This is a genomic window from Neisseria weaveri, from assembly GCF_900638685.1.
GTDB lineage: Bacteria > Pseudomonadota > Gammaproteobacteria > Burkholderiales > Neisseriaceae > Neisseria > Neisseria weaveri.
Map to the genome: position 1 here is coordinate 1,811,584 of NZ_LR134533.1, position 23,256 is coordinate 1,834,839.

A 23,256-nucleotide genomic window follows, 5' to 3' on the forward strand; every position below is an offset into this window, starting at 1 on the left:
TATTGCGACTTTTTTTAAGTATTCAGGTCAAACCAGCGGTGTTGCAGGCAGTTTCTCAGTCCGTTGCGTGCGCGGTGTAGGATTACGTAGCAGTTGTCTTTGCTGATGTTGAATTGGTTGCAGATTTCTCCGATTTCCAGGCCCATGATTTCCCTGAGGTAGAAAATCCTTGCGGTATCTTCCGGCAAACCGTACATACAGTTTTCTAAGGTGCGGAAAAAATCGCTGCGCCTTGCGTGTTCTTCGGGCGCCTGCTGCCATTCTCCGGGGCTGAGCGGAGTGATCCAATGGCCGGTTTCATCGAAGCAGCCGTTGTAGGCGTTATCGATGGCAGCGTTGTCTTCCTGCATTTCATCGAGGCTGACGGTGTATTTTTTACGGCGGAAGTAATCGGTGATTTTGTTTTTCAGAATGGTCAAAACCCAGGTTTTCAGGCTGGCGTCTTCGCGGAATTGCGCCGATTTGTCCAAAGCGGTGGCGAAGGTTTCCTGAACGATGTCTTCGGCCAGCGTATCGTCTCTGAGCTGGATTTTGGCAAAACGGAGAACGGTCGGGTGAAGCTCTGCCAGCCGTTGCCAGTGGTCGTTTGTTTGTGTCATAAATTTATTGTGTACTTTTTAAAAAAGGCCGTAATGATAAATTTATTGACGGGCAGTTAGCAATAGTCCCGCATCAATCCATTCGCGGATACTTTGGCGCAGCCAGGGTTCGATATCCTGCCCGGGCAGCATTTCCGCCAGCTTGGCCAACAGGCCGGAGAGGCTGTCGGATTGAGCGGAAAAATGGCTGAGCAGAAACCAGTCTGCATCCTCGACGGTTTGGTAGCACACTTCTTCATCCCGGTCGCGCCACACGACAACGCGGCATTCTTCGTTTTCCGGCAAGGGATAAACTTCTTCCAAATGACTGCCGACAAAATCGTTGGCATAGGTTTTCAACTGTGCGCTTGGCGACCAGAATAATTCGGTTTCATCGTTGGTAGGGCCGTCTGAAAAAGTTTGGATGGCGGTTTCTGCATGCAGCAGTGCCAGCTCGAAATCCATCATTTCCAATACATAGTCCGGCAGGGTTTCGGATTGTGTTTGCACGTGGTTGAAAAAGGCGTGGGGAATGTCGTTGAAAAACGGTGATTCCGGGCGGGAGGCGTCCAGAAAATTTTTCAGCAGGTTTTCCCATACGTTGTCTTCAATAAACTCGCGGCTGTCGCTGAAACACAGTTCGACAAAATTACGTACATTGTTGTGGACGAGGCGGACATAAACCGCCAAACGCTCCGCCGGTATGCCTTCGGGAGCGGGTAAAGACGGGTTGCGGATATAGTCCGCCAAGGCCGTCTGAAAATGTTCGGACGTATTGTCGGCGCAATTCGGGCGTTGGTCAGGCTGCATGGCGTGTCTTTCCGGCTTGTTGCTGAATGGCGGCAATGCGGGCGACTTCGGCTTCCAATTCTGCAAAAGGCGGGAAGTTGCTGTCGCGCTCCAGCAGGCAGGGTACATAGTGCGGAAGTTTTTCGCAGGTGTAGGCAAACAGTTCCCAAACATCGTTGCAGACTGCTTGGCCGTGTGTATCGATGAGCAGGTTTTCGCTTTCCTGATCATGTCCGGCCATGTGCATATAGCGTACGCGGTTCAGGTCGACGCGGTCGATATAGTCTTGCGGTTGCAGGATATTGTGGTTGACGGCGTTGACGTAAACATTGTTGATGTCCAAGTGGATATCGCAATCGGCTTCTGCGGCAACCAAATTGAGAAAGGCTACTTCATCCATTTCGGCAATCGGGCTGTGTGCATAATAAGAAGTGTTTTCTACCGCGATACGCATTTCCAAAATGTCTTGAACCTGACGGATGCGCTGCGCGGTGTGCAGCGCGGCTTCTTCGGTAAAGGGCAGCGGCAGCAGGTCGTAAAGATGGCCGTTGTGGCTGCAATAGCTGAGGTGTTCGGAAAAGAAGCCGATATCGTATTCTCGTAAAAATGCTTTGATTTGTTTTAAAAATCCGATTTGTAGCGGATCGCGGCTGCCTAATGAAAGGGAAAGGCCGTGGCACGCGATAGGGAAGCGTTCGGCTACTGCGTCAAACTTTTTACGCGCCGCACCGCCCATACGCAGCCAGTTTTCCGGCGCGGCTTCAATAAAGCTGATGGCGCTTTTTTGTTGGTCGAGGTTGAGAAAGTCGTCGGCCAGGCTGCGTTTGTAGCCCAAACCTGCGCCTTGTAGTGTATTCATTGCTCCGGCTCCTTATCGGTAAGAGACATCTGCGTCAAAATGCTGTGTTGCAACATTTTGAAGCGGATATTCTTATGTGGGAGGCCGTCTGAATTTTCAGACGGCCTCTTGTTCAGCCATTAGCTACCGCATTTGCCTTCGCCGCATTTGCCTTCTGCCGCTTTTTGAACTTTTTTGCCGTGGGCACCGCATTTGCCCTCGCCACATTTACCTTCGCCGGCTTTAACGGCTTTTTTGCCGTGGGCGCCGCACTTGCCTTCGCCGCATTTGCCTTCACCGGCTTTGGCAGCTTTTTTCTTTTGGATCATTTCGGCGCCGCATTTGCCTTCGCCGCAAGCACCTTCTTTAACTTTGCTTGCAGAAGGTTTGCCGTGGTTGTGGCCGTCGTGAGCCATGGCAGAACAGCCTGTCATCAATGCCAAAGCGCCGGCCAAAGCTACCAGAGAAGTTGATTTTTTCATCATTTATTCCTTTTAGAAAAAGAGTAGGTTGGAGGATCCCCGAAATTCGGGGCTTGGTTTTGTTTAAAGAACGGAAAGTTGTTAAAAAGAACAAGGTACTGCAATTTAATTTATTGTTTATGCGTCTGTCTGCTTGCGGAAGCGTTGCGCGATCACATGATCCAAAGACAGACGACCCATGCCTTGAAAGATTAAAGGCAGCAGCATAATCAGGTAGATAAAGGCCATTTTGTAACCGTTGTCGCAGACATTGTAGCCGTTGCCGCTGTGAACGGCGTACCATGCAACCGCAGTAACTACGGCCAAGCCCAACGCACTGAGTCTGCCGAGCAGTCCGATAACCAATAAGACCGGAAACAGCAGCTCAGCGCCCATGGCCATTACCCAATTGAAATCGGCTGAAAAAAAGTTAAACGGGAAAGGGAAGTTTTCTTGGATGTGTTCGAACCAGTTTTCGCCGTTCCATTTTTCCAAGCCGGCTTCGATAAATTCGTAGGCTATGAATAGGCGCAGTGCCAGCAGGGATAAGTCTTTACCTGTGTGTTGGGAAAAAGAAGAAAGTTTTTGCGTACAGCTCATTATGTTGTTCCCCGTAGTGTTTGTCATTGGCTCTGAAAAAGTAGACGGGGCGGATACGGTTAAACTTACAGATTCTGTGTGTTTCCCAAAAATTTTTTATTATTTCTTTGTTTTCAAATAAAAAATAATCAGGCCGCAATATTTCAGACGGCCTGATTGTTTGGTTTGATTAATGTTTGATTTCGAATACCTGACGCAAATATGCCAGGAAAGTGTCGTTGTCGGTCATGGTTTTGCCGGGACTGTCGGACAGTTTGGCTACCGATTGGCCGTTGCATTCAACCAGCTTCAAAACGATGTTTAGTGTGGTATGGCCGAAATCGTTGGTCAGGTTGGTGCCGATACCGAAGCTGGTTTTGAAGCGGTCTTTAAAATATTGGTGCAACGCCCATGATTTGTCGATATCGAGGCCGTCTGAAAAAGTGAGCATTTTGGTGCGGCTGTCGATTTTGAGTTTTTTATAGTGCATATAGGCTTTGTCGCCCCACACATAAGGGTCGCCGCTGTCGTGGCGCAAACCGTCAAACAGTTTGGCAAAGTATAAGTCGAAGTCGCGCAGGAACGCGTCCATGCCGACCACGTCGGTCAGGGCGATGCCCAAATCACCGCGGTATTCGTGTACCCATGCTTCCAAAGCGGCCGTCTGAAAATCGCGCAGGCGCACATCCAAAGCTTGGAACGCCTGGAGGAATTCGTGTGCCATGGTGCCGATGGGGGTGATGCCTAATTTTTTGGCAAGATAGACATTGCTTGTGCCGCGCAGAATTTCCGGAGCGGCTTCGTGCAGGGTGCGGACAACGTGTTCCTGCCAGGCTAAATTATAGCGGCGGCGCGTACCGAAATCGGAAATCAGGAAAGGCGGATCTTGCGGATTCTGCATTTGTGCCAGCTCGCGAAGGCGGTCGGCTTTGGCTTGCAGGCGGCGTTCGCCTTCGGCCAATACTTCGGGCGTTTTCAAGCGACGGAAATAAAGCTCGTTGACAATGGCCAAAACGAAGATTTCAAAAAACATGGCCTGAATGATCGGGCCTTCGACGCGGATATGCAGACGGCCTTGTTCGTCTGCATTGACTTTGATAAAGCGGCGCTTGAGGCGGAACAGTTCCAAATAGTCGACAAAGTCGCTTTTGATGTAGCGCAGGCTGCGCAGATAGTCGAGCTCGTCGGCGGTAAACTGTACTTCGCACAAAGCATCGAGTTCGCGCTCCAAATCGGCTTGGATTTCTGCCAGCGGATAGGCGGTTTGGTCGTTATTGCGGCAACGGAATTCATATACGCCATGTGCTTGCGGAAATTGGTGCAGCACAACTTGCAGCATGGTGAATTTGTATAAGTCGGTATCCAGAAGGGAACGGATAATCGGAGTAGATGTCGGCATGATAACGATTCCGTGATGTTGGCATTCCATTAAAGCATATTTAACGCGATTTGTGGCGTTTTTATGGAAAAAGCATGATTACTGCGCCGAACGGCTAAGTTTCTGTTACCGATATGGATTCGGCTTCGGTGCTTTCTTGTTGTTGGCCTGAGATCAGGGTAACTTCTTGAGCAGAATCCTGCAGCAAAATGGTGATTTCGGCAAAGCTTTCCGCTTGGGTGATACGCACCAAACCTTCTTTGGCCAGCTCGAGCAAGGCGATGAAGTTAACCACGACATAAGCACGGCCTTGCTCGGGTTTGAAGAGTTCGGAAAAACGGCATTGCCCTTGTTGGTTCAGTTTGCGGAGAATAGCGCTCATCTGCGCCCGAACGGAAACGGCTTCCTGAATAACTTCGTGGCTTTTTTTATGGGTGGCGCGGGAAAGAATCGCCAGCCAAGCTTGGGTGAGATCGGCAATTTGAACTTCGGGGAGTTTGGCTTCGACAGCGATTTCCAAGGGCAGATATGCCCAAGCAAAATCGCGGCCGGCTCTGGGTAAGCCGTCCAAGCCTTGTGCCGCCAGCTTCATTTGTTCATAAGCCAACAGGCGGCGTACCAGTTCGGCACGCGGGTCGGCGGTTTCGTCTTCTTCGGTTTTTTCGGCTTGAGGCAGCAGCAGCCGCGATTTGATTTCTATCAGCACGGCCGCCATCAGTAGATATTCGGCAGCAAGATCGAACTGGTGGGCTTCTATTTGGGCGATGTAGTGGAGATACTGCTCGGTGATTTTGATCATCGGAATATCCAGAACATCGATATTTTGTTTGCGTATCAGATAGAGCAGTAAGTCCAAAGGCCCTTGAAAACTGGTTAGGACAACTTTCAATGCGTCGGGCGGAATAAATAAATCTTGGGGAATATCGGTAACCGGCTGGCCGAAAATCCAGGCAACGGCATGATTTTCAGACGGCATAGGCGTATTGACGGCAATATTCATGGCTGCTTACCGATATGTTCGATGGCGGCTTGGGCGCAATATAGTCCGAACGAAGCGGTAACCAACATGCTGGCGCCGTAACCTGCACACGATAATCCTTGCGGTGTGCTGTCAGTCGAACAGGCTTCTCCGGATTGCGGCGGAGTGATATTTTCCGTGGAATACACGCAGGGCACGCCCATTTTTGCTTTGGTGTCGCGGGAAAAGCCGTAGCGTTTGCGTAAGGTATAGCGAAGATTGGAGAGTAGGGGATCGTGTGTGACCCGGTTTAAATCGGCTGTCTGAATTTGAGCCGGATTTTTCTGGCCGCCTGCGCCGCCGCTTAAAACAAAGGCTTGTTTGTTACGGACAAAATAAGCGGCCATCGCTGCTTTGATGCGTATTTGGTCTATGGCATCGATAACAAAATCAAAGCCGTCTGAAAACAGTTCTTCTAAATTTTCTTCCGTAACAAAGTCTTCGATTTCGGTTACTTTGCATTTGGGATTGATTTGCCGGATACGTTCGTGCAATGAAGTCACTTTGGCTTTGCCGAATTCCGAAGTCAGTGCAGGAAGTTGGCGGTTGACATTGGATTCGGCCACATTGTCCAAATCAATCAATGTCAGGTTGCCGATGCCGGAACGTGCCAGTGCTTCGACCGCCCAAGAGCCGACGCCGCCGACACCGACTACGCATACATGGGCGCGGTGGAATTTCTGTAAAGCAGTATTGCCGTACAGACGGGCAATGCCGCCGAAGCGGCGTGAGGAATAGTTCGGCGTATCGGACATGGTTCGGCCTTGTGGTAAATCAAGAATCATTCAAAAATTTCCGCTCTGCGGAGGAAGTGGTATTATACTTCAAGGACGAAGCTGTGGGGCGGCTCGATTTTCGAGCGGAATCACGGCTTCATGAATAATGAAACTTTATCGACAGTATTGCGGTTATCACACAAGGAGAGTGAACATGTATAAACATTTGGTTGTCGCGGTTGACGGTAGTAAAACTTCTTTAAACGCCTTGAATCATGCGGCCGGTTTGATCGGCAGCAGCGATGCGCAGCTGACGTTGGTGCATGTGGCCAATCCTGCCGAATATATGGCTTTGGCTCCCGAATTCCTGCAACACGACAGCTATGAAGCGGCGGCGGTTGCACAAGGTAACGAAGTTTTGGATTTCGCCGAAAAAACTGCTCAGGAAAAAGGCGTTTCCCGTATCAACAAACATCTGTTGGTTGCCAACAAAGGTGCGCGCGAAATGGCGCAAGAGCTGGTTGACTATGCCGACGAGCAAGGTGCGGAATTGCTGGTGTTGGGTACGCACGGCCGTACCGGTTTGATGCATTTGCTGATGGGCAGCTTCGCCGAGACCGTGATGCGTCAAAGCCATCTGCCTTTATTGATTATCCGCAGCACGGAAAGCGATGCAGAATAATCTTGGCTGTTGATTTACAGATTGAGGCCGTCTGAAAAATAGATAGACATTCTGTTTTCAGACGGCCTTTTGATATTTGTTATTTGATGAGAACACGGAATCTGTATTGGTATTTTGTGCAAACCGGCTGATTCTTTAAATAATGATTGAAAGAACAAGTCCGCCTGTATTTAAACGGGCGGACTTTTGTTTTTTATGGGGCAGGGATTTTGTGAATTCCAACTGCTTACTTTTGGCAAATCGGGCAGTAGAAGGTTCCACGCTGGCCGATGGTGGTTTTCATAATTTCGGTTCCGCATTGGAGGCAGGACTGTCCTTGCCGCCCGTAAACGGTGTATTCCTGTTGGAAATATCCGCTTTTGCCGTCGCTGTTGACGAAGTCGCGCAAGGTGCTGCCGCCGGTTTCGATGGCGCGTTGCAATACGGCACGGATGTTGCCGACCAGAAGCGTGCATTCTGCCAATGTCAGCGAACGGGCAGGACGCAGCGGTGAGATGCCTGATTTAAACAGGCTTTCGTTGGCATAAATGTTGCCCACGCCGACGACAACGGCATTGTCCATTAATGCGGTTTTAATGGCACGTTGCTGGTTACTGATTTTTTGATGCAGATAGGCGGCGTTGAAGTCGTCGCTCAAGGGTTCCGGGCCTAAATGTTGCAGTAGAGGGTGGTGTTCTTCTGCGCCGGAAAACCACAGCATGGCGCCGAAACGTCGGGGATCGTGGTAGCGCAGCAGGGTGCCGTTGGTGAAGACGATGTCGATATGGTCGTGCTTGCCGGCTTGTACGGTTTGGTTGAGGCCGTCTGTAAAAATACGCAGGCTGCCGGACATGCCTAAATGAATCAGTAAAATGCCTGTCGGGAATCGGATTAATAAATATTTGGCGCGGCGGTTGCAGGATAAAACGGGTTGATGCTGCAATATTGACGGTAAATCGGGGGAAACCGGCCAGCGTAGTTTGGGTTGGCGTATGGTGATGTTTTGTACGGTTTGCCCTTGGATGTGCGGTTCGATGCCGCGCAGGGTGGTTTCGACTTCGGGTAGTTCGGGCATGGAGGAATATCCTATGAAATAAAGCGGCTGGGTTATTTGTTGAGGCCGTCTGAAAAAATGGGAGGGTTTGATGTTTCGGTATACAGCCGGTAGCGTTCTGCCAAGTCGTAAAGAATGATGGCGGTTAATCCCCAAATATCGTAATCGAGATAAGGCAGTGCGGGAAGCCTGAGAACGGTTTGGCCGTGTTTGACTGCCCTGGTTTGATAGTGTTGCTGTTGCAGGGCAAAGGTTAGCGGTAGGTAAAAGATTTCGGCCACTTCATCTGTATTAATCAGGGTTTCAGGGTTGTGGGCGCACAGAGCGGGAACGGGAAGAACCGAATAGCCGGAGGGGGTGTAATAGGGGGTGAATGGTGAAAAGGTATTCCAGTGATGTGCGGCAATACCGGTTTCTTCGAAAGTTTCACGCAACGCCGTGTGGGTCAGACTGGTGTCGGTGCTGTCATATCGGCCGCCGGCAAATGCGATTTGCCCGTTGTGCCGGCGCAGGGTTTCGGCGCGTCGGGTCAGCAGAATCTGCCATTGCCCGTCTTTATAAACTGTAGCCAGTAACACGGCGGCGCTAACGGCTGTGTTTGAGGCGAACAGGCGGTTGCGCTCCAAACCGCCGCGGGCAGGGTAGCGGTGGGCTTGCCGGTAAAAGTCGGTCAGTTCTTCTTGTGTCATGGTACGTATGTTTTTTATGGTGGTTTGTTGTTGCGTGTCCGTTGTGGCGACAGTCGCTAAACATACCTAAAAAGCAATCCGTTGTATAGGGTGGGTAAGGGTGTTCGGATACGGCGGCTTGTTTTGAAGCGGCGGCTGTGTCGGCAAATGGCTGTGCTTTATGATAAAGTAGGCACACGATTTTGATGTTGAACAGGCCGTCTGAAAAAATAAGGCTGCTTGCTTTGTGAATAAACTACGAAGGAAATGCTATGTTTTTTGGTTTTCAAACCCGTGTCCGTCCAATAATTGCCGCGTTGATGTTGGGATGCGCGGGCTTGGCTTTCGGAGCAAACGAAAATGATCCGGCAGCGCAAAAAACGAAAACGGAGCGTACGGACAAGTTTATTCAAAATACTATGCGCGCCCATGAGCAACGCTTGGCAGTACAGTCGAGAGCGGGGCATTTTTTGGCTTTGTTGGGTAGTGAAATTGCTTTGCAGAAAGGCGATGCGGGTACGGCGTTGGGCACTTACATGATGCTGCTTCATCAAACCAAAGACCCGGAAGTGGCGGAGCGGGCGATGGAAATGGCGGTGTCTATCCATGCCTACGAACAGGCCGAACAGATTTTTCAGATGTGGCAAAAAATAGAACCTGTTCCCGGCAAAGCACAACGCCGTATGGCTTGGGCACGCAGTTTGGTCAAAGGCGATACGGATTGGACGGCCGAGCAATTGAACGATGTGCTGGATAATGTTACGGAAGAACAGGTTAGAAGGATTTTTCTGTTGTTGGCACAGATGAGTATTCAGCAGTCTGATTTGGCAGGTAAAGCAGTAGATGCCGTTCATCAGGCGGCGCAGCGTTACCCCGAGTTGCCGGAAGCGGCGATTGCGGATGTGGTGTTCAGTGCCAGAAGCGGACGCGAGGAAGCGGCTGTTTCCGCTTTGCAGAAGCTGTCCAAGTTGGATAACGAGATGTTGCCGCCTACTACGGCGACATTGCGCATTCTGGCACAACGTACGCCGAAAATTTTGGAACGCTTCTTTACGGATGCGGATACCGACGGACTTTCGCCGGTGTGGCAGGAAATGGAAGTGGCTGTTCTGATGCAGAAAGGCGATTTGGAAGTAGCATACCAAAGGCTTCAGGCTTTATTGGAACAAAATCCCAATCCGAATCTGTATATTCAGATGGCCTTTTTCGCTATCGAGAAAAAAGAGCCGGTTGCCGTTATCAACCAGTATTTGGAAAAAGCGCTGAAAAATGCCACTCAAGAACAAAGGAGCCGTGCCGCCTTTATTGGTGCGATGCGGAATGCCGAGGCAGGTGAATTTACCAAAGCCAAACAATGGGCAGACAGAATTGTTTCTCCGGATTTCGTTTTTGATAAAGCGGTATTGTCTGCTTCTATTGCGGCACAGCAGGAAAATTGGAAATTGGCCTTATCGGAGGCGAGACGTGCGTTGAAGCTGCCGGAGCAACAAGGCCAGTTTTTCAATAGCGACGATTTACAGGGAATTTATCTGATTGTTTTGGCAAATACCACTGCCAAGCCCGAACAAGCGGTTGCGGAGTTGACTGCAATTGCTTCAAAAGCACGTAAGCAAGGGCGTATCGAACATTGGGCGAGTGCGATGTATCAGCGCGGACTGCTCTATGTGGAAAAATTGAACCAGCCTGAAAAAGCCGTTGCCGATTTCCGTGCTTATCTTGAGGTTAATCCGGATGCAGTGGAAGGCTTGAATGCTTTGGGCTATACGATGTTGTCTTTGAAAAAATACGATATAGAAGAAGCGTTTAAATTAATCGAATCGGCATACCGTATCAACCCTGAATCTGCCGCAATCAACGACAGCTTGGGTTGGGTCTATTATCTGAAGGGTGATGCGGCATCGGCATTGCCATATTTGCAATATGCTTTTCAGGAATATCCCGATGCCGAGGTGGCGGCACATCTGGGCGAAGTATTATGGAGTTTAGGGGAAAAGCAGAAAGCCCAAGCTGTTTTTGCCGACAGTAGAATTAAGGGCGATAAAAGAATTATTATGCAAACACGGAAACGGTTGGGCATAGCTGTATTTCCGCAAAAGAAAGCGGTAAAAACCAAATAAGTATGGATTCGATTGATTATAGAGGCAGTCTGAAAAAAGGCCGTCTGAAAATTTAAACGGTATAAAAATTCGGAAAAATCATGATAATGATTAAACATAAAACATTGTTTGCAAAAACGGCGTTAAGCAGCTTTGTCTTGCTGCTGGCATCTTGCGTCGGAGTGCCGGAGCCGCAAGGCGGATATTGGCAGGAGCCTAAAGACATTCAAGCGTTTGAAGCAGAGGGGCGTTTGGCGGTCAAGGTTGAAGGAAAAGGTTCGTATGCCAATTTTGACTGGCAATATAACCGGTCAGTACAAACCATCAATATTAACAGCCCGTTGGGAAATACTTTAGGGCAGTTATGTCGGGACGAACAAGGTGTATTGGCTGTTGATCATAACGGTAAAACCTATCAGGCCGATTCTGCCGATGACTTGAGCAGACAATTACTTGGTTTTGCATTGCCGCTACAATATCTGCATGTTTGGACCCATGGTTATTGGGTAAGAGATCTGCCTTATGAATTACTGCCTAGCGGCCGTCTGAAACAAAAAGATTGGATTATTTCGAGAACGCTTACAGAAAAAGGCACAACTAAAGTGCTGTCTATGGAAAATCCAAAGTTAGGTTTGCGCTTGGTGTTTGACCATATAAACAGCAGCAATGGCAAACAGGTGTTGCAACAGTGTGAAGCCAGGATGAAATGATGGAGACTCCTCAATATGCAATACCGTTTCCCGCACCTGCAAAGTTGAATCTCGATTTAAGGATTATCGGCAGACGAGAAGACGGCTACCATCTTTTGGAAAGTATTTTTTGTCTGGTTGGTTTGTATGATACGGTGTACTTATCGGTAAGAAACCAAGACAGCAGAATTATTTTGCATAATCCGGCAGACGGTATCCCGGAAGAACAAGATCTAACTTATCGCGCAGCCCGAGATTTGCAAATCGAAACGGGTATTAAATTGGGCGTCGATATTTGGTTGGATAAGAAAATTCCTACCGGAGGCGGCTTGGGCGGAGGAAGCTCGGACGCCGCGACAGTTTTATTGGCATTAAACAAGCTTTGGAAGTGCGGTTTGCCAACCGGAAAATTAATGTCGATGGGCTTGAAACTAGGTGCAGATGTGCCGTTTTTCATTTTCGGGAAAAATGCTTTTGTGCAAGGAATAGGTGAGCATTTATCTGAAATTGCCGTTCCGAAACAATGGTATGTTATTGTCCGCCCTAATGTGCATGTCAGTACAGTAAAAATTTTTGCAAACGAGCGCTTGACAAGGGATTCCAAACCAAGCATAATGCCGACTTTCCAAGCAATACAGCCTTTCAGAAACGATATGCAAGCGGTTGTTTTGGAAAATTATCCTGAGGTTTTAGAAGTATTTAAATACTTGGAATCTTTTGGAAAACCATTAATGACAGGTTCCGGATCATGTTTGTTTTTGAGTTTTTCAAGCCGTCAGGAAGCTAAAACAGTATACAGCCAAGTTTCAAATATATATGAAACATATTGTGTTGAAGGTTTAAGCCTGCATCCTATGTTTGGTATATGAAAGTTGGGGAGTCGTCAAGCGGTTAAGACACTGGATTTTGATTCCAGCATGCGAAGGTTCGAATCCTTCCTCCCCAGCCACCCTTTATTGGGGAGTCGTCAAGCGGTTAAGACACTGGATTTTGATTCCAGCATGCGAAGGTTCGAATCCTTCCTCCCCAGCCAAATAAAAAGCGTGTAAGTTAACTTACACGCTTTTTATATTTTATGCGGAGTTTATATTTGTGTCGCTGTTGAAAATATAAACTTTTATAAGCAGTATATTATGCGTATAATACGCACTCAGCAAAAGTTCCGCTCGAAAGGAAGCGTAATGTTTTCTGAGCAAAAACAATATATCAACTCAGGTAATGAAGATATGGCAGCGTACGACAGTTTAATGGTGTTTACTGGTAATGCTAATCCGGAATTAGCCCAAAAGGTTGTTAAACATCTGGATATTTCTTTGGGTAATGCTTCTGTTAGCAAGTTTTCAGATGGCGAAGTAGCAATTGAATTGCTGGAAAATGTTCGCGGCAGGGATGTTTTTATTATGCAGCCTACTTGTGCACCGACCAATGATAATTTAATGGAAATATTAACAATGGCTGATGCTTTGAAAAGAGCGTCTGCCGGTCGCATTACTGCTGCTATTCCGTATTTTGGTTATGCGCGCCAAGATCGTCGTCCACGTTCTGTTCGTGTGCCTATTTCTGCAAAGCTGGTAGCCAATATGCTGTATTCCGCAGGTATTGACCGTGTTTTGACTGTTGATTTACATGCTGACCAGATTCAGGGATTTTTTGATATTCCCGTAGATAATATTTATGCTACGCCTATTTTGATTAACGATATTCAACAGCAGCGTATTGATAATCTGACTGTTGTCAGTCCCGATATCGGTGGCGTTGTTCGTGCACGAGCTGTTGCAAAGGTATTAAATGCTGATTTGGCGATTATTGATAAGCGCCGTCCTAAAGCAAATGTAGCGGAAGTAATGAATATTATTGGTGATATTCAGGGCCGTACTTGTTTAATCGTGGACGATATGATTGATACGGCTAATACATTGTGTAAAGCTGCTTCTGCTTTAAAAGAGCGGGGAGCAAGCCGTGTTTTGGCTTATGCCACACATCCGGTGTTTTCTGGTGAAGCAGTAACTCGTATTGCTTCTTCTGATATTGATCAGGTTGTAGTAACGGATACGATACCTTTGTCGGAAGCGGCGCGGAACTGTGACCGCATCCGTCAAGTAACAATTGCAGGTCTGTTAGCCGAAACGGTGCGTCGAATCAGCAATGAAGAATCTGTTTCATATCTTTTTAACGAAGATGTGTTAACAACAACTGGCGGTGTTTTACTGCCTTAATATAGAGGCCGTCTGAAAACTGGTCGCGGTGGAGGACGGTTAATTTTACTTTTTTGGAGTTTTAAAATTATGACATATGAAATTCAAGCTACTGTTCGCGAAAATCAGGGCACTGGTGCGAGCCGCCGCCTGCGTCGCGAAGGCCAAATTCCTGCTGTATTGTACGGTGAGGGTCAGGAGCCTGTAGCAATTACTGTAGATCACAAAACAGTATTCTACGCTTTGGCGAAAGAGTCTTTCCACACCGCTTTGATTAAATTGACTTTGAATGGTAAAACCCAAGACGTAATCGTGCGCGATTTCCAAATGCACCCATTCCGTCAAGAAGTTCAACATATCGATTTCCAAGCTGTTGATGCAACTAAACCTGTTCGTATCCGTGTTCCATTGCATATTGTTAATGCAGAAACTTCACAAGCTGTTAAGCTGCAAGGCGGTCGTGTATCACTTTTGAATACTACTGTTGAAGTAGTTTCTTTGCCAAAAGATATTCCTGCTGCTTTAGAATTAGATTGTTCTTCTGTGGTAGCCGGTAATATTTTGCATTTGTCAGATATCAAGTTCCCGGAAGGCGTTGCTAGTGTTGCATTGAAGCGTGATGCAAATTTGGCTGTAGCTACTGTAACGGGTAAAAAACGTTAATAATTAATTTATTTAATTAAAAACTCATCTTTAATAGTGTTAAAGATGGGTTTTTTTATTTTAAAGATAATTGCAATATTTCTTTAATTTTGATGTCTATAGATATATTTGCTAATTTGAGGTGTAATCAAGTATGACTCCGTGTTGGTTTATAAATTTTTGATAGTTTTATGATATTTTAATTATGTGTGCAAAATTTTCTAATAAGTGTGTAAAAAATACAAAATGAGAAAAACAATTCTACTTATTTAAGGAAATATCCAATTGTCTTGTTATTATCATGTAAAATAATAACCTTAGTATTAGTACCTTTGTATTGTACTTTCAAGGGGGAATATTGACCTTTTATCTTTCTTCTGGAGAATAGGTTGAATAAAATGGTATTCTACACATCTTAATTATTAATTAAGATGTGTTTGTATAAAACGGATTGGCTAATGGTTTTAAGTTGGCTGTAAATCAAAAATAAAATAGCACAGATAATCTTTGGTAGTCTGAATAAAATGCGAAAAAATATATTGAAAAATTACGGATTAAAAGGTGCTCTGGTTGCAGCTTTAGGCGTATGTGGAATGCAGCATATTGAAGCAAAAGAACTCCAAGAAATTTTAAGGTATTCTTTGGTTTCTGATCCCGTGCTTTTGGAAGCGAAAGCAACTGAAAATGCAGCAAAAAGTACTACAAAAGCAACACGTGCCCGTCATTTCCCGGTTTTAGCTCTTACAGGCACTCAAATGTTAGCGCAAAAACACAAAAATGACAGTGATGATGTGGAAAGCGGTTTTGGTGTAAGGGGAAGCTTGAATCTTTATTCTTGGGGTGGAATAAATGCAGCAGTTCGCCGTGATAAGCACAAAGAAACGTACCAACACCATAAATATTTTGAAACACAAGAACAGTTGGGTAATGAGATAGGTAAGTTATATATTTCAGCACTGCGTGCAAAAGAATCATTACTGGTTAATCAGCAAAGTCTGATGAGACACAATAATCTATTAAAAGATTTGGGTATTGTTGTTAAATATGATAGTGGCCGTAGATCGGAGCTGGTAGAAGCTCAAGCTCGTCAGTTACAGGTAAAAACTAGGATTGCCGAGCTTAGTCGTACAATGGAATTATCACTTAGTAGGCTATCTAAGTATACAGGTAAGAGGCTTACAGCAAAAGATTTAGAGGATCCTTTCAGGGGGTATTCTGCTGAAGCTTTGATTGAAAAATTTAAAAATTATAATAATAAAAGCTTGAATCCTTCTTATTTGGCTCAGCAAGCGGAACGCAATAGTGTTCATGCGGACTTGGATGTTGTTAAAGCCGAACGGTTGCCTGCGATTAATCTTGAAGGTAGTGTTACTCGTGATAGAAAAGAGCTGTATCTGAATATGTCATGGAATGTTCTAGATATGGCGGCCAGGCATAATGTTGAAAGAAATGCACAGGCTTTGATTGCGGCGGAATCTAAATCAGAGCAAATTCTTCGGGATGTGGAAGAGAAGGCACGTACATCTGAAATTGACATGTTGCAAAGCGAACAGAGAGCAGAAATTACGGCGCAACATATTTCTGCGCAAAAAGAAGTCGTTAAAAATTATGAGCTGCAATTCAAAATTGCCAGAAGAACATTAACTGATGTTTTGGGAGCTTATAATGAATTGTCTGGTATAGAACAGGAAAATATAACTGCCCGTAATGACTTTAGGGATGCTGCATTGGAGTACTTGGTTTCTCAATCTCAAGTTGCCCGTTGGGCCGGTATTGCACCTCGGAAAGATTAATATATTATTTTCAATACAGAAGAATTATTATGAAATCTATAATTGAACACATTGCTTTAGCTACTCGTTTGCTTGGGGCTCCGGTTTCAGAAGCGGCGCTTTCGGCGGAGGTAGTACGGGATCAAAATTTAAATGTTAATTTTCATTCATTAACAGAGGTTTTGCGTAGCCACGGATTTGAAAATACGCTTTCTAAAAGAAATCTGGTTGATATTCCTTCGTTGGCAGTGCCCGTGGTTTTGATTCTTCATAATGAAGAAGCAGCAGTCGTTACACAAATAGAGGGGTCTGGTAATGAGAGAAAATATTTAGTACGTCAAACAGATGGTTTGGCGCAGGAGTTAACGCATGACCAATTATCGGTTCTTTATTTAGGTTATTGTTGGTTTATTAAACCTAAGATGGTATCTGATGCTCGATCTGATTTGCCTGAATATCATTTGCCTAAAGCATGGTTTTGGAAAGTAATTTGGAGATTTAGAGGTTATTATTACCAAGTAATTTTAGCAACGTTTATTATTAACTTCTTGGCCTTGGTTAGCTCATTGTATGTTATGAATGTGTATGACAGGGTTATTCCGAACCAAGCGTACGAAACCTTATGGGTTTTAAGTATAGGTGTAGTTTTGGCAATCAGTTTTGAATTTGCAGCTAAATTGATTCGTGGACATTTGACTGATATTGCCGGTAAAAAAGCAGACTTAATTATTAGCTCTGCATTATTCAGACGAGTTATGTCTTTGCGATTGGCAGACCGTCCAGCTTCAGCTGGTTCATATGCGAATAATCTGCGAGAATTTGAGGCGGTTCGTGAATTTATGACCAGTGCTAGCTTATTGACTTTGGTGGACTTACCTTTCTTGTTGCTGTTTATTACAGTCATAGCAATTGTCGGCGGAAAATTGGCCCTAGTTCCGTTAACTATTATTCCGATTGTTGTGATTGTAGGATTTTTAGTTCAGCGCCCACTGTCTAAATATATTAATGAATCCATGAAAGAGTCTTCTCAACGTTCAGGTTTGGCTGTAGAAGCGATTGAGGGTATTGAGACACTGAAAACCAATAATGCTACTTCTTGGGCACAACAGAGATGGGATGAATATACTGCAAAAACTTCCGCTTCATCTATTAAGGTTAAAGATACCAGCAATTTCATGATTAATTTTGCAGTATGTATGCAGCAACTTAATACTGTAGGCTTGGTATTATTGGGTACCTATTTAATTCATGCAGAGAACCATGCGGATCGTATTACCATGGGTGCATTGATTGCTTCAGTAATTTTGTCAGGTCGTGCCCTGGCTCCGTTGTCTCAAATTGCAGGTTTGGCAACCCGTTTTCAGCAGGCCAAGTTGGCATTGGATGGCTTAAATCAAATCGTTGAGAGACCTATAGAAAGAAGTCCCGAGCGTAAATACATTTCTTTAGACTATGTTCAAGGTGCTATTGGCTTTGACAATGTATCGTTTAAATATAAAGCAGATAGTAGTCCTGCTGTAAGTGATCTTCGTTTGAATATCCGCCCTGGTGAGAAAGTAGGTATTTTAGGCCGTATCGGTAGTGGTAAAAGTACGATGCTTAAGCTGGCGAGTGGCTTATATGATACTGAACAAGGCAGCGTTACTTTAGATGGTGTTGATATGCGCCAGCTGGATCCTAACTTTTTAAGAAATCAGGTGGTCTTGTTGAGCCAATCCCCTAGATTATTTTTAGGAACCTTAAGGGAAAATATGGATTTGGCGCGCTTGGACGGCTATTCGACGGATCAGGATTTGTTGATTGCATTAAGACGTTTTGGATTAGATAAAATTATTCGTAGTCATCCGCGCGGATTAGATATGCCTCTTGGTGAAGACGGTTTAGGTTTGTCAGGAGGTCAAAAACAAATTATTGCATTGGCACGTATGACCTTACGTAATCCTAGAGTTGTATTGTTGGATGAGCCGACTACCGGTTTAGACCAAGCAACTGAGCGTTCAGCTCTAAATGCGATTGCTCAATGGGGTAAAGATAAAACCATGGTTTTGGTGACACATCGTCCCCAAGTATTGCAAATAGTGAATCGTATTATAGTTATGGATAACGGCCGGGTTGTGATGGATGGCCCCCGAGATTTAGTTTTGCAAAAGTTAATGCAAAATGAAAATCAAAATAAAAATGATAAGCCGCAGGTTGAAATGGAAGCGGCTGCTTAAAAGTTAAATTATGGATAGGCTTTTCAGACGGCCTTGATTTAAACCTTGTTAAGGTATCTAACATTATGAGTAGCGAACAAAACGTCAAATCCAAAGACATGGCATTGATTAATGATTTGAATGCCGCGTTGCAAAAAGAAAAACATAGTGGGCAGTTTTGGGTCATTATTTTACTATTTGTTTTTTTAGTAGTTTTAGTTATTTGGGCTTATAACAGTCCTATCGAAGAAGTGACAAGAGGCCAAGGGAATGTTATCCCGAGCAGTCGTGAGCAAATTGTTCAAAGTTTGGATCCTGGTATCATTACCGAAATGAAGGTAAAAGAAGGGGATATAGTAGAAAAAGATCAGGTATTATTGAAATTGGATGATACTCGTAGCTCTGCAATTTTGCGCGAAAGTGAAGCCAAGGTGGAAAACTTGGAAGCTATGATTGCGCGATTAAAAGCTGAAGCATATGGCACTGAGTTAGTCTTTCCAACTAATATAGGGAAAGAATTGCGCCAGCGTGAGCAAGCTGCGTTTTCGGCACGCCGACGAGCAGTAACAGATGCCATTCAAGGATTAACAATCAGTAAAGCTGCTCTAGACAAGGAAATCAGCATTACTGCGCCGATGGTTGCTCACGGTGTTGTCTCTGAAGTTGAACTTTTAAGAATGAAACGTGAGTCTAGTGATTTGGCTTTACAGATTTCAGAACGTCGTAACCGTTATATGGCAGATGCTAATAACGAGTTGGTACAAGCAGAATCTGAACTTGCTCAGGCAAAAGAAAATATGGCTATGCGTGCGGATCCTGTTGAAAGGGCAATGATTCGTGCACCTATGAGAGGTATTGTAAAAGATATTAAGATTAATACTGTCGGTGGTGTGGTTAATGTAGGTCAAGATATTATGACTATCGTACCTTTGGACGACAAGTTATTGGTTGAAGCTTATATCCGCCCGCAAGATGTAGCATTTTTAAGTCCTGGTCTGCCGGCAGTGGTGAAAATTAGTGCCTATGACTACGCAATTTATGGTGGTTTGGATGGAAAAGTAACCCTGATTAGTCCGGACACTATGAGTAATAATGGTGCACGTGCTAATGATTTGAAGTTAGATCCTAACCAGGTTTATTATAGGATTTTGGTTCAAACTACTAATAATAGTTTGAAAGATAAAAATGGTAAGGATATGCCTATTATTCCGGGTATGGTTGCAACGGTAGATGTGAAGACTGGTGAGAAAACGGTATTTCAATACTTGATTAAACCGATTACTCGTATGAAACAAGCTTTAAGAGAGCGTTGATAGTATGCTTCTCGAGGAAAAAGAGATGCCTTTGGCATCTCTTTTTTATATATTTAATGAATTTAATTTTGGATTAAGGTATCTAATATGACATTTTGGCAGTAGCGAAAAAGCAATTGGTTTTATGATTGCTAAAATTAGCTTTTAAACTTCACTAATAACAGACTAATTTTGTTCTGTTAAATTTAATGATAAGAATATTTTGAAATCATTCGATTAAAGTATACTGTAACCTTAAAAATGGGAAGAAAATATGTTTAAATCTATGGCAGTTTGCCGTTTGTTGGCTGTTTCTCTTGCGTGCATGGCACTACCTGCATGTGCCGATGGTAGTGAAAATGGCCAAAAACATGGTAATAAAACTGAATCGAATTATGAAACAACCAATTTTTATCAGTTGTCACAGATGTATGAGCCGTCAGGGGTTGTACAACTTGCTGATGGCAGAATTTTGGTTGTAGAAGATGAAGCCAAACGTGCATTTAATCTGTTGTCTTTTGGCAAGGATGGTCACCTCAAAGAAAGTGAGGATGATGATTCGGCATTGATGGGAGGCTTTAAAAAACAGCTTACCGACTTAGAGGCGTTGTCCAAAGATTCTCAAGGTTGGATATACGCAATAAGTTCTCACTCTGAGACAAAACAAAATGAGCGTCTTATAGATCGCGAGCATTTATTTCGTTTTAGAATTAATGGGAACAAGGCAGAGAAAATTAGTTATGCACCTAACTTAAAAGATGCCTTAGGAAGTTCTGATGCAATATTACAAAGTATCAAGCAGCAAACCGGGCGCAGTATTGATTTTCACACTATGAATGTTGAGGGTATGCATTATGATCAACATACCGATCGTTTATTGCTAGCATTCCGAGCTCCTTTCAGCTTGATTGTTCCGATCGAAAACCATGATGCAATGTTTTCAAAAGGAGCCCAGCCTAAATTTGGTAAGCCGGTGGTATTAAAGTTAAAAGGTGGAGGTATCCGCTCTCTAACCTATGATCCTGTTCTTAAATCCTACTTATTGGCAAACGAGGTTACGGGAAGTAATGGCAAAGGCCAATCGCAATTGTGGACTTGGGATGGGAAAGCAGAATCCGAATTGGTTGAGCTCAACTTGCCTGAAAGTCCCAAACTGAAAAATATTGAAGCGGTCGAATCTGTAGTATTTAACGATAAACCTTATTTGTTGTTGATGGGTGATGAGGGTAGCGTTAAAAAACAACGGCCTGCACGCTATTTGTTGCTGGATTACAGTGATCTGAATAAATAAATTTTTATACTTTCTTGTATTGAAAAATAATAAAGACCAAATTTCTCATACGATGAATTTGGTCTTCATTATTTTAGCTGCTGTATAATTTCAACAGGTTCAGTTTTCAGACGGCCTTAGTATCTAATTAAAGCATTATAAAAACCGGGCAATAATAAAACTGATCACAAATACTGCAACCATAAGCAGAATGGTGGTAATGTTTCCAGAAATATTTTTCTTTTTAGGCATGAGAGCAGAAGATAGCAGGTTACCACCTTGCTCTTCTCTCATTTTTTGCTCTAATTCTGCTCGGATTTGTTTCCTTAATCGTTGTTCTTCAGCTTCTTTTTCTAACTGCAATTTGTGGGCGATTTCACTTTGCCTGCGGGCTTCGAAAGCCAGTTTTTCTTGCCATTCTATGCGTTTTCTTGCAATGTTTTCTTCCGAAAGGGCATAGATAAATTCATGGCAGGTAGGGCACTCTGTTGCTTCGGGATTTTCAAGCATGGTTTGGCAAACAGGACATTGTGACAGCGTTTTGGGATTGTCTTCCTCAAGCTCCTGCTCTGCTTCGGGTGCAAACTCCAAGGAGCGTCTGGTAATGACATCCAAGCCTATATAGCTGAAATAATGCTGGGCATTTTCACGCTCTTCCGGGGTACAGTGCTCGGCAATAATGGCTTGGGGGCGTTCTTTTAAGGCCCAAATCAAATCTTCGGCTTCTTTTTCAGATAAGTTTTCCCGTATAGAAGCGTCAATCCTATCTTTACTGATGTTGGGAGGATATGAGACATAGACGTCATAAAATCTTTTTTGCTTATTCATTATTAATCCATTAGAAAAAGCTAAGTTTATTTTTGTTAATAGTCATTTTATCTTTTATAAATATGACTTGTAAATATTAAAAGTTGGTTGGTACGGTTTAAGAAAGTTAAATTTTACAGGTTTTGTCTTGAACGTGGGAATGTAGACAAGTATTTATTATATTTCATTTGATACTATTTTATTTGAAATAATATATTTAAATATTTAATTTAAGATAAGCGGTCATTTTTTAAAATAAATGGTTTTTGATGCATTTTAAATATTTATTAGACATGTAAGTGGAATTAATTATGATATATAGATATTAAATTGATAATAAAGCCTCCGGTCTTCCAGAGGCTTTATTTTTCTAAGGTTACATATAAACAGCATATTTATTGTGGAATTTTATTAAATAGATTGTAAAAATTTTGCGTAGTTGCTGCTGCTATTTCTTCCAAAGAAGCAGAGCGTAATTGTGCGATAAACTCAGCGGTATATTTAACATAAGCAGGCTCGTTGGTTTTGCTGCGTTTGGGAACAGGGGCTAAAAACGGGGCGTCGGTTTCAACCAACATCCTGTCTAGTGGAACATATTTTGCGGCTTCTTGTATTTCTGCTGCATTTTTGAATGTCACGATTCCTGAAAATGATATATAGAATCCTAAATCCAAAGCAGCTTTGGCGATTGCAACATTTTCCGTAAAGCAGTGAATGACTCCGGCGTGTGCCTGCTGCTCTTTTAAGATGCGTATGGTGTCTTCCGCTGCTTTCCTGGTATGGACGATTAAAGGCAGTTTGCTTTGATTGGCTACCTGGATATGATTGATGAACCGTTGGTGTTGCCAGGTTAAATCTCCTTGGCACCAGTGGTAATCCAAGCCGGTTTCACCTATTCCGACAACTTTAGGATGTGTGCTGTGACTGATTAATTCCTCAACAGTAAATTCTTCGGCATCTTTTTCATCCGGGTGGATGCCGACGGTAGCAAAGATATTGTGATGGTTTTCCGCAATGGCCAAAACTTCTTCAAAGCTTTTTTTGCTGACACTGATGGCAAGCGCTTTAGCCACATGGTTATCGGCCATGTTGGCAAGTATTTCGGGCAAGCGGTCGCTTAGCCCTGTGAAGTTCAAGTGGCAATGTGAATCTATTAGTTGCATGGTATTGTCTGTCGGCGTCAGTGTTTTGTTTATAAAGTAAAAGTTGCCTTATCGCTTTTCAGCAAATTACCCAGTTCGTTTTCAATGGCATTTTTGGTTTGGATGCAGATGGCATCAGTGCCGAAAGCCAGTCCCACACCCTTGGGGCGGTTGGCTGACGTGCGGGCCAGATTGATCCAGGCAACATTGGTGCGCAGGAATTTTTTGCCGGCTTGATTGGGTAATTCCAGTACGAGAAGCACTTCGTCGTTGAGTGAAAAAATGTCTTCCGTGGGGATGAAGATGCCGCCATGTTCTAAGAACGGCATATAGCTGTTGTAGAGCATGGTTTTGTCTTTGATTTGCAGATTCATCATTTTGCCGGGAAGATTGGTTAATGTATCCATAATAGATGT

The 23,256-nt window shown here is 44.3% G+C and carries 23 protein-coding genes and 2 tRNA genes; 12 read left to right on the plus strand and 13 right to left on the minus strand.

What is annotated here, in order from left to right; translation table 11 throughout:
• Nucleotides 1-14 precede the first annotated feature (14 nt).
• From EL309_RS08690 to EL309_RS08725, 8 genes are all read right to left on the minus strand, one after another.
• Entirely contained in the window at nt 15-599 is a 585-nt protein-coding gene (locus EL309_RS08690; RefSeq protein WP_004283723.1) for a sigma-70 family RNA polymerase sigma factor, read from the minus strand.
• Nucleotides 600-641: 42 nt separating this feature from the next.
• Nucleotides 642-1,388, minus strand: a complete 747-nt coding sequence (locus tag EL309_RS08695) for an HvfC family RiPP maturation protein (protein ID WP_004283722.1) — start codon at nt 1,386-1,388, stop codon at nt 642-644.
• Entirely contained in the window at nt 1,378-2,226 is an 849-nt protein-coding gene (locus EL309_RS08700; RefSeq protein WP_004283721.1) for an HvfB family MNIO-type RiPP peptide maturase, read from the minus strand. Before EL309_RS08700 ends, EL309_RS08695 begins: the two co-directional genes overlap by 11 nt.
• 119 nt (nt 2,227-2,345) lie before the next feature.
• Entirely contained in the window at nt 2,346-2,687 is a 342-nt protein-coding gene (locus EL309_RS08705; RefSeq protein WP_172795960.1) for an HvfA family oxazolone/thioamide-modified RiPP metallophore, read from the minus strand.
• Nucleotides 2,688-2,804: 117 nt separating this feature from the next.
• Nucleotides 2,805-3,266 (minus strand): HvfX family Cu-binding RiPP maturation protein, encoded by a 462-nt coding sequence (locus EL309_RS08710; RefSeq protein ID WP_004283719.1) that lies wholly within the window; start codon nt 3,264-3,266, stop codon nt 2,805-2,807.
• A 169-nt stretch (nt 3,267-3,435) separates the two neighbouring features.
• Nucleotides 3,436-4,644 carry a nicotinate phosphoribosyltransferase gene (gene pncB, locus EL309_RS08715; RefSeq protein ID WP_004283716.1) on the minus strand — a complete coding sequence of 403 codons (1,209 nt, stop codon included), beginning with the start codon at nt 4,642-4,644 and terminating at the stop codon, nt 3,436-3,438.
• A gap of 94 nt (nt 4,645-4,738) precedes the next feature.
• Entirely contained in the window at nt 4,739-5,623 is an 885-nt protein-coding gene (locus EL309_RS08720) for a segregation and condensation protein A (RefSeq protein ID WP_004283715.1), read from the minus strand.
• Complete coding sequence (locus tag EL309_RS08725) at nt 5,620-6,396, minus strand: tRNA threonylcarbamoyladenosine dehydratase (RefSeq protein ID WP_004283714.1); 777 nt, start codon at nt 6,394-6,396, stop codon at nt 5,620-5,622. Before EL309_RS08725 ends, EL309_RS08720 begins: the two co-directional genes overlap by 4 nt.
• Nucleotides 6,397-6,571: 175 nt before the next feature.
• Between EL309_RS08725 and EL309_RS08730 the strand changes: the two genes are divergently transcribed.
• A complete protein-coding gene (locus EL309_RS08730; protein ID WP_004283713.1) occupies nt 6,572-7,039 on the plus strand; it encodes a universal stress protein in 468 nt (155 codons plus the stop codon).
• A gap of 226 nt (nt 7,040-7,265) precedes the next feature.
• Here the strand turns inward: EL309_RS08730 and mutM are convergent, their stop codons facing one another.
• Both mutM and EL309_RS08740 read right to left on the minus strand, forming a co-directional pair.
• Nucleotides 7,266-8,093 (minus strand): bifunctional DNA-formamidopyrimidine glycosylase/DNA-(apurinic or apyrimidinic site) lyase, encoded by an 828-nt coding sequence (gene mutM / locus EL309_RS08735; RefSeq protein ID WP_004283712.1) that lies wholly within the window; start codon nt 8,091-8,093, stop codon nt 7,266-7,268.
• Between the two features lie 32 nt (nt 8,094-8,125).
• The gene (locus EL309_RS08740; RefSeq protein WP_004283711.1) at nt 8,126-8,761 is read right to left on the minus strand and encodes an NUDIX hydrolase; all 636 of its coding nucleotides are present in this window, start codon (nt 8,759-8,761) and stop codon (nt 8,126-8,128) included.
• Between the two features lie 251 nt (nt 8,762-9,012).
• Here EL309_RS08740 and EL309_RS08745 point away from each other — a divergent pair, with 251 nt between their 5' ends.
• The 11 genes from EL309_RS08745 (at nt 9,013) to EL309_RS08795 (ending at nt 20,912) form a co-directional block, all read left to right on the plus strand.
• Complete coding sequence (locus EL309_RS08745; RefSeq protein ID WP_004283710.1) at nt 9,013-10,857, plus strand: tetratricopeptide repeat protein; 1,845 nt, start codon at nt 9,013-9,015, stop codon at nt 10,855-10,857.
• An 86-nt stretch (nt 10,858-10,943) separates the two neighbouring features.
• Entirely contained in the window at nt 10,944-11,546 is a 603-nt protein-coding gene (locus tag EL309_RS08750) for an outer membrane lipoprotein LolB (protein WP_004283709.1), read from the plus strand.
• A complete protein-coding gene (gene ispE, locus EL309_RS08755; RefSeq protein WP_004283708.1) occupies nt 11,543-12,394 on the plus strand; it encodes a 4-(cytidine 5'-diphospho)-2-C-methyl-D-erythritol kinase in 852 nt (283 codons plus the stop codon). Before EL309_RS08750 ends, ispE begins: the two co-directional genes overlap by 4 nt.
• Nucleotides 12,395-12,398: 4 nt before the next feature.
• Nucleotides 12,399-12,474: transfer RNA gene (locus tag EL309_RS08760), tRNA-Gln, on the plus strand.
• Nucleotides 12,475-12,482: 8 nt separating this feature from the next.
• Nucleotides 12,483-12,558: transfer RNA gene (locus tag EL309_RS08765), tRNA-Gln, on the plus strand.
• Nucleotides 12,559-12,751: 193 nt separating this feature from the next.
• The gene (locus tag EL309_RS08770) at nt 12,752-13,741 is read left to right on the plus strand and encodes a ribose-phosphate pyrophosphokinase (protein WP_107726504.1); all 990 of its coding nucleotides are present in this window, start codon (nt 12,752-12,754) and stop codon (nt 13,739-13,741) included.
• A gap of 69 nt (nt 13,742-13,810) precedes the next feature.
• Nucleotides 13,811-14,383: a 50S ribosomal protein L25/general stress protein Ctc gene (locus EL309_RS08775; RefSeq protein WP_004283705.1), complete on the plus strand. Its 573-nt coding sequence runs from the start codon at nt 13,811-13,813 to the stop codon at nt 14,381-14,383.
• A 503-nt stretch (nt 14,384-14,886) separates the two neighbouring features.
• Complete coding sequence (locus EL309_RS08780; protein ID WP_004283704.1) at nt 14,887-16,155, plus strand: TolC family protein; 1,269 nt, start codon at nt 14,887-14,889, stop codon at nt 16,153-16,155.
• Nucleotides 16,156-16,184: 29 nt separating this feature from the next.
• The gene (locus EL309_RS08785; protein WP_004283703.1) at nt 16,185-18,350 is read left to right on the plus strand and encodes a type I secretion system permease/ATPase; all 2,166 of its coding nucleotides are present in this window, start codon (nt 16,185-16,187) and stop codon (nt 18,348-18,350) included.
• Nucleotides 18,351-18,415: 65 nt separating this feature from the next.
• Complete coding sequence (locus EL309_RS08790) at nt 18,416-19,642, plus strand: HlyD family type I secretion periplasmic adaptor subunit (RefSeq protein ID WP_004283702.1); 1,227 nt, start codon at nt 18,416-18,418, stop codon at nt 19,640-19,642.
• 253 nt (nt 19,643-19,895) lie between these two features.
• Entirely contained in the window at nt 19,896-20,912 is a 1,017-nt protein-coding gene (locus tag EL309_RS08795; RefSeq protein ID WP_004283701.1) for a hypothetical protein, read from the plus strand.
• Nucleotides 20,913-21,047: 135 nt separating this feature from the next.
• Here EL309_RS08795 and EL309_RS08800 read toward each other — a convergent pair whose 3' ends face one another.
• From EL309_RS08800 to EL309_RS08810, 3 genes are all read right to left on the minus strand, one after another.
• Nucleotides 21,048-21,719 (minus strand): hypothetical protein, encoded by a 672-nt coding sequence (locus EL309_RS08800; RefSeq protein ID WP_004283699.1) that lies wholly within the window; start codon nt 21,717-21,719, stop codon nt 21,048-21,050.
• Between the two features lie 374 nt (nt 21,720-22,093).
• Nucleotides 22,094-22,861 carry a TatD family hydrolase gene (locus EL309_RS08805; RefSeq protein ID WP_081463193.1) on the minus strand — a complete coding sequence of 256 codons (768 nt, stop codon included), beginning with the start codon at nt 22,859-22,861 and terminating at the stop codon, nt 22,094-22,096.
• 29 nt (nt 22,862-22,890) lie between these two features.
• Nucleotides 22,891-23,247, minus strand: coding sequence for a PilZ domain-containing protein (locus EL309_RS08810; protein ID WP_004283695.1), 357 nt, complete (start codon nt 23,245-23,247; stop codon nt 22,891-22,893).
• Between the last annotated feature and the right edge of the window lie 9 nt (nt 23,248-23,256).

Coding starts and splice junctions, on each gene's coding strand:
- EL309_RS08690 (WP_004283723.1), bottom strand. CDS start 599: ATGACACAAACAAACGACCACTGGCAACGGCTGGCAGAGCTTCACCCG.
- EL309_RS08695 (WP_004283722.1), bottom strand. CDS start 1,388: ATGCAGCCTGACCAACGCCCGAATTGCGCCGACAATACGTCCGAACAT.
- EL309_RS08700 (WP_004283721.1), bottom strand. CDS start 2,226: ATGAATACACTACAAGGCGCAGGTTTGGGCTACAAACGCAGCCTGGCC.
- EL309_RS08705 (WP_172795960.1), bottom strand. CDS start 2,687: ATGAAAAAATCAACTTCTCTGGTAGCTTTGGCCGGCGCTTTGGCATTG.
- EL309_RS08710 (WP_004283719.1), bottom strand. CDS start 3,266: ATGAGCTGTACGCAAAAACTTTCTTCTTTTTCCCAACACACAGGTAAA.
- pncB (WP_004283716.1), bottom strand. CDS start 4,644: ATGCCGACATCTACTCCGATTATCCGTTCCCTTCTGGATACCGACTTA.
- EL309_RS08720 (WP_004283715.1), bottom strand. CDS start 5,623: ATGAATATTGCCGTCAATACGCCTATGCCGTCTGAAAATCATGCCGTT.
- EL309_RS08725 (WP_004283714.1), bottom strand. CDS start 6,396: ATGTCCGATACGCCGAACTATTCCTCACGCCGCTTCGGCGGCATTGCC.
- EL309_RS08730 (WP_004283713.1), top strand. CDS start 6,572: ATGTATAAACATTTGGTTGTCGCGGTTGACGGTAGTAAAACTTCTTTA.
- mutM (WP_004283712.1), bottom strand. CDS start 8,093: ATGCCCGAACTACCCGAAGTCGAAACCACCCTGCGCGGCATCGAACCG.
- EL309_RS08740 (WP_004283711.1), bottom strand. CDS start 8,761: ATGACACAAGAAGAACTGACCGACTTTTACCGGCAAGCCCACCGCTAC.
- EL309_RS08745 (WP_004283710.1), top strand. CDS start 9,013: ATGTTTTTTGGTTTTCAAACCCGTGTCCGTCCAATAATTGCCGCGTTG.
- EL309_RS08750 (WP_004283709.1), top strand. CDS start 10,944: ATGATTAAACATAAAACATTGTTTGCAAAAACGGCGTTAAGCAGCTTT.
- ispE (WP_004283708.1), top strand. CDS start 11,543: ATGATGGAGACTCCTCAATATGCAATACCGTTTCCCGCACCTGCAAAG.
- EL309_RS08770 (WP_107726504.1), top strand. CDS start 12,752: ATGGCAGCGTACGACAGTTTAATGGTGTTTACTGGTAATGCTAATCCG.
- EL309_RS08775 (WP_004283705.1), top strand. CDS start 13,811: ATGACATATGAAATTCAAGCTACTGTTCGCGAAAATCAGGGCACTGGT.
- EL309_RS08780 (WP_004283704.1), top strand. CDS start 14,887: ATGCGAAAAAATATATTGAAAAATTACGGATTAAAAGGTGCTCTGGTT.
- EL309_RS08785 (WP_004283703.1), top strand. CDS start 16,185: ATGAAATCTATAATTGAACACATTGCTTTAGCTACTCGTTTGCTTGGG.
- EL309_RS08790 (WP_004283702.1), top strand. CDS start 18,416: ATGAGTAGCGAACAAAACGTCAAATCCAAAGACATGGCATTGATTAAT.
- EL309_RS08795 (WP_004283701.1), top strand. CDS start 19,896: ATGTTTAAATCTATGGCAGTTTGCCGTTTGTTGGCTGTTTCTCTTGCG.
- EL309_RS08800 (WP_004283699.1), bottom strand. CDS start 21,719: ATGAATAAGCAAAAAAGATTTTATGACGTCTATGTCTCATATCCTCCC.
- EL309_RS08805 (WP_081463193.1), bottom strand. CDS start 22,861: ATGCAACTAATAGATTCACATTGCCACTTGAACTTCACAGGGCTAAGC.
- EL309_RS08810 (WP_004283695.1), bottom strand. CDS start 23,247: ATGGATACATTAACCAATCTTCCCGGCAAAATGATGAATCTGCAAATC.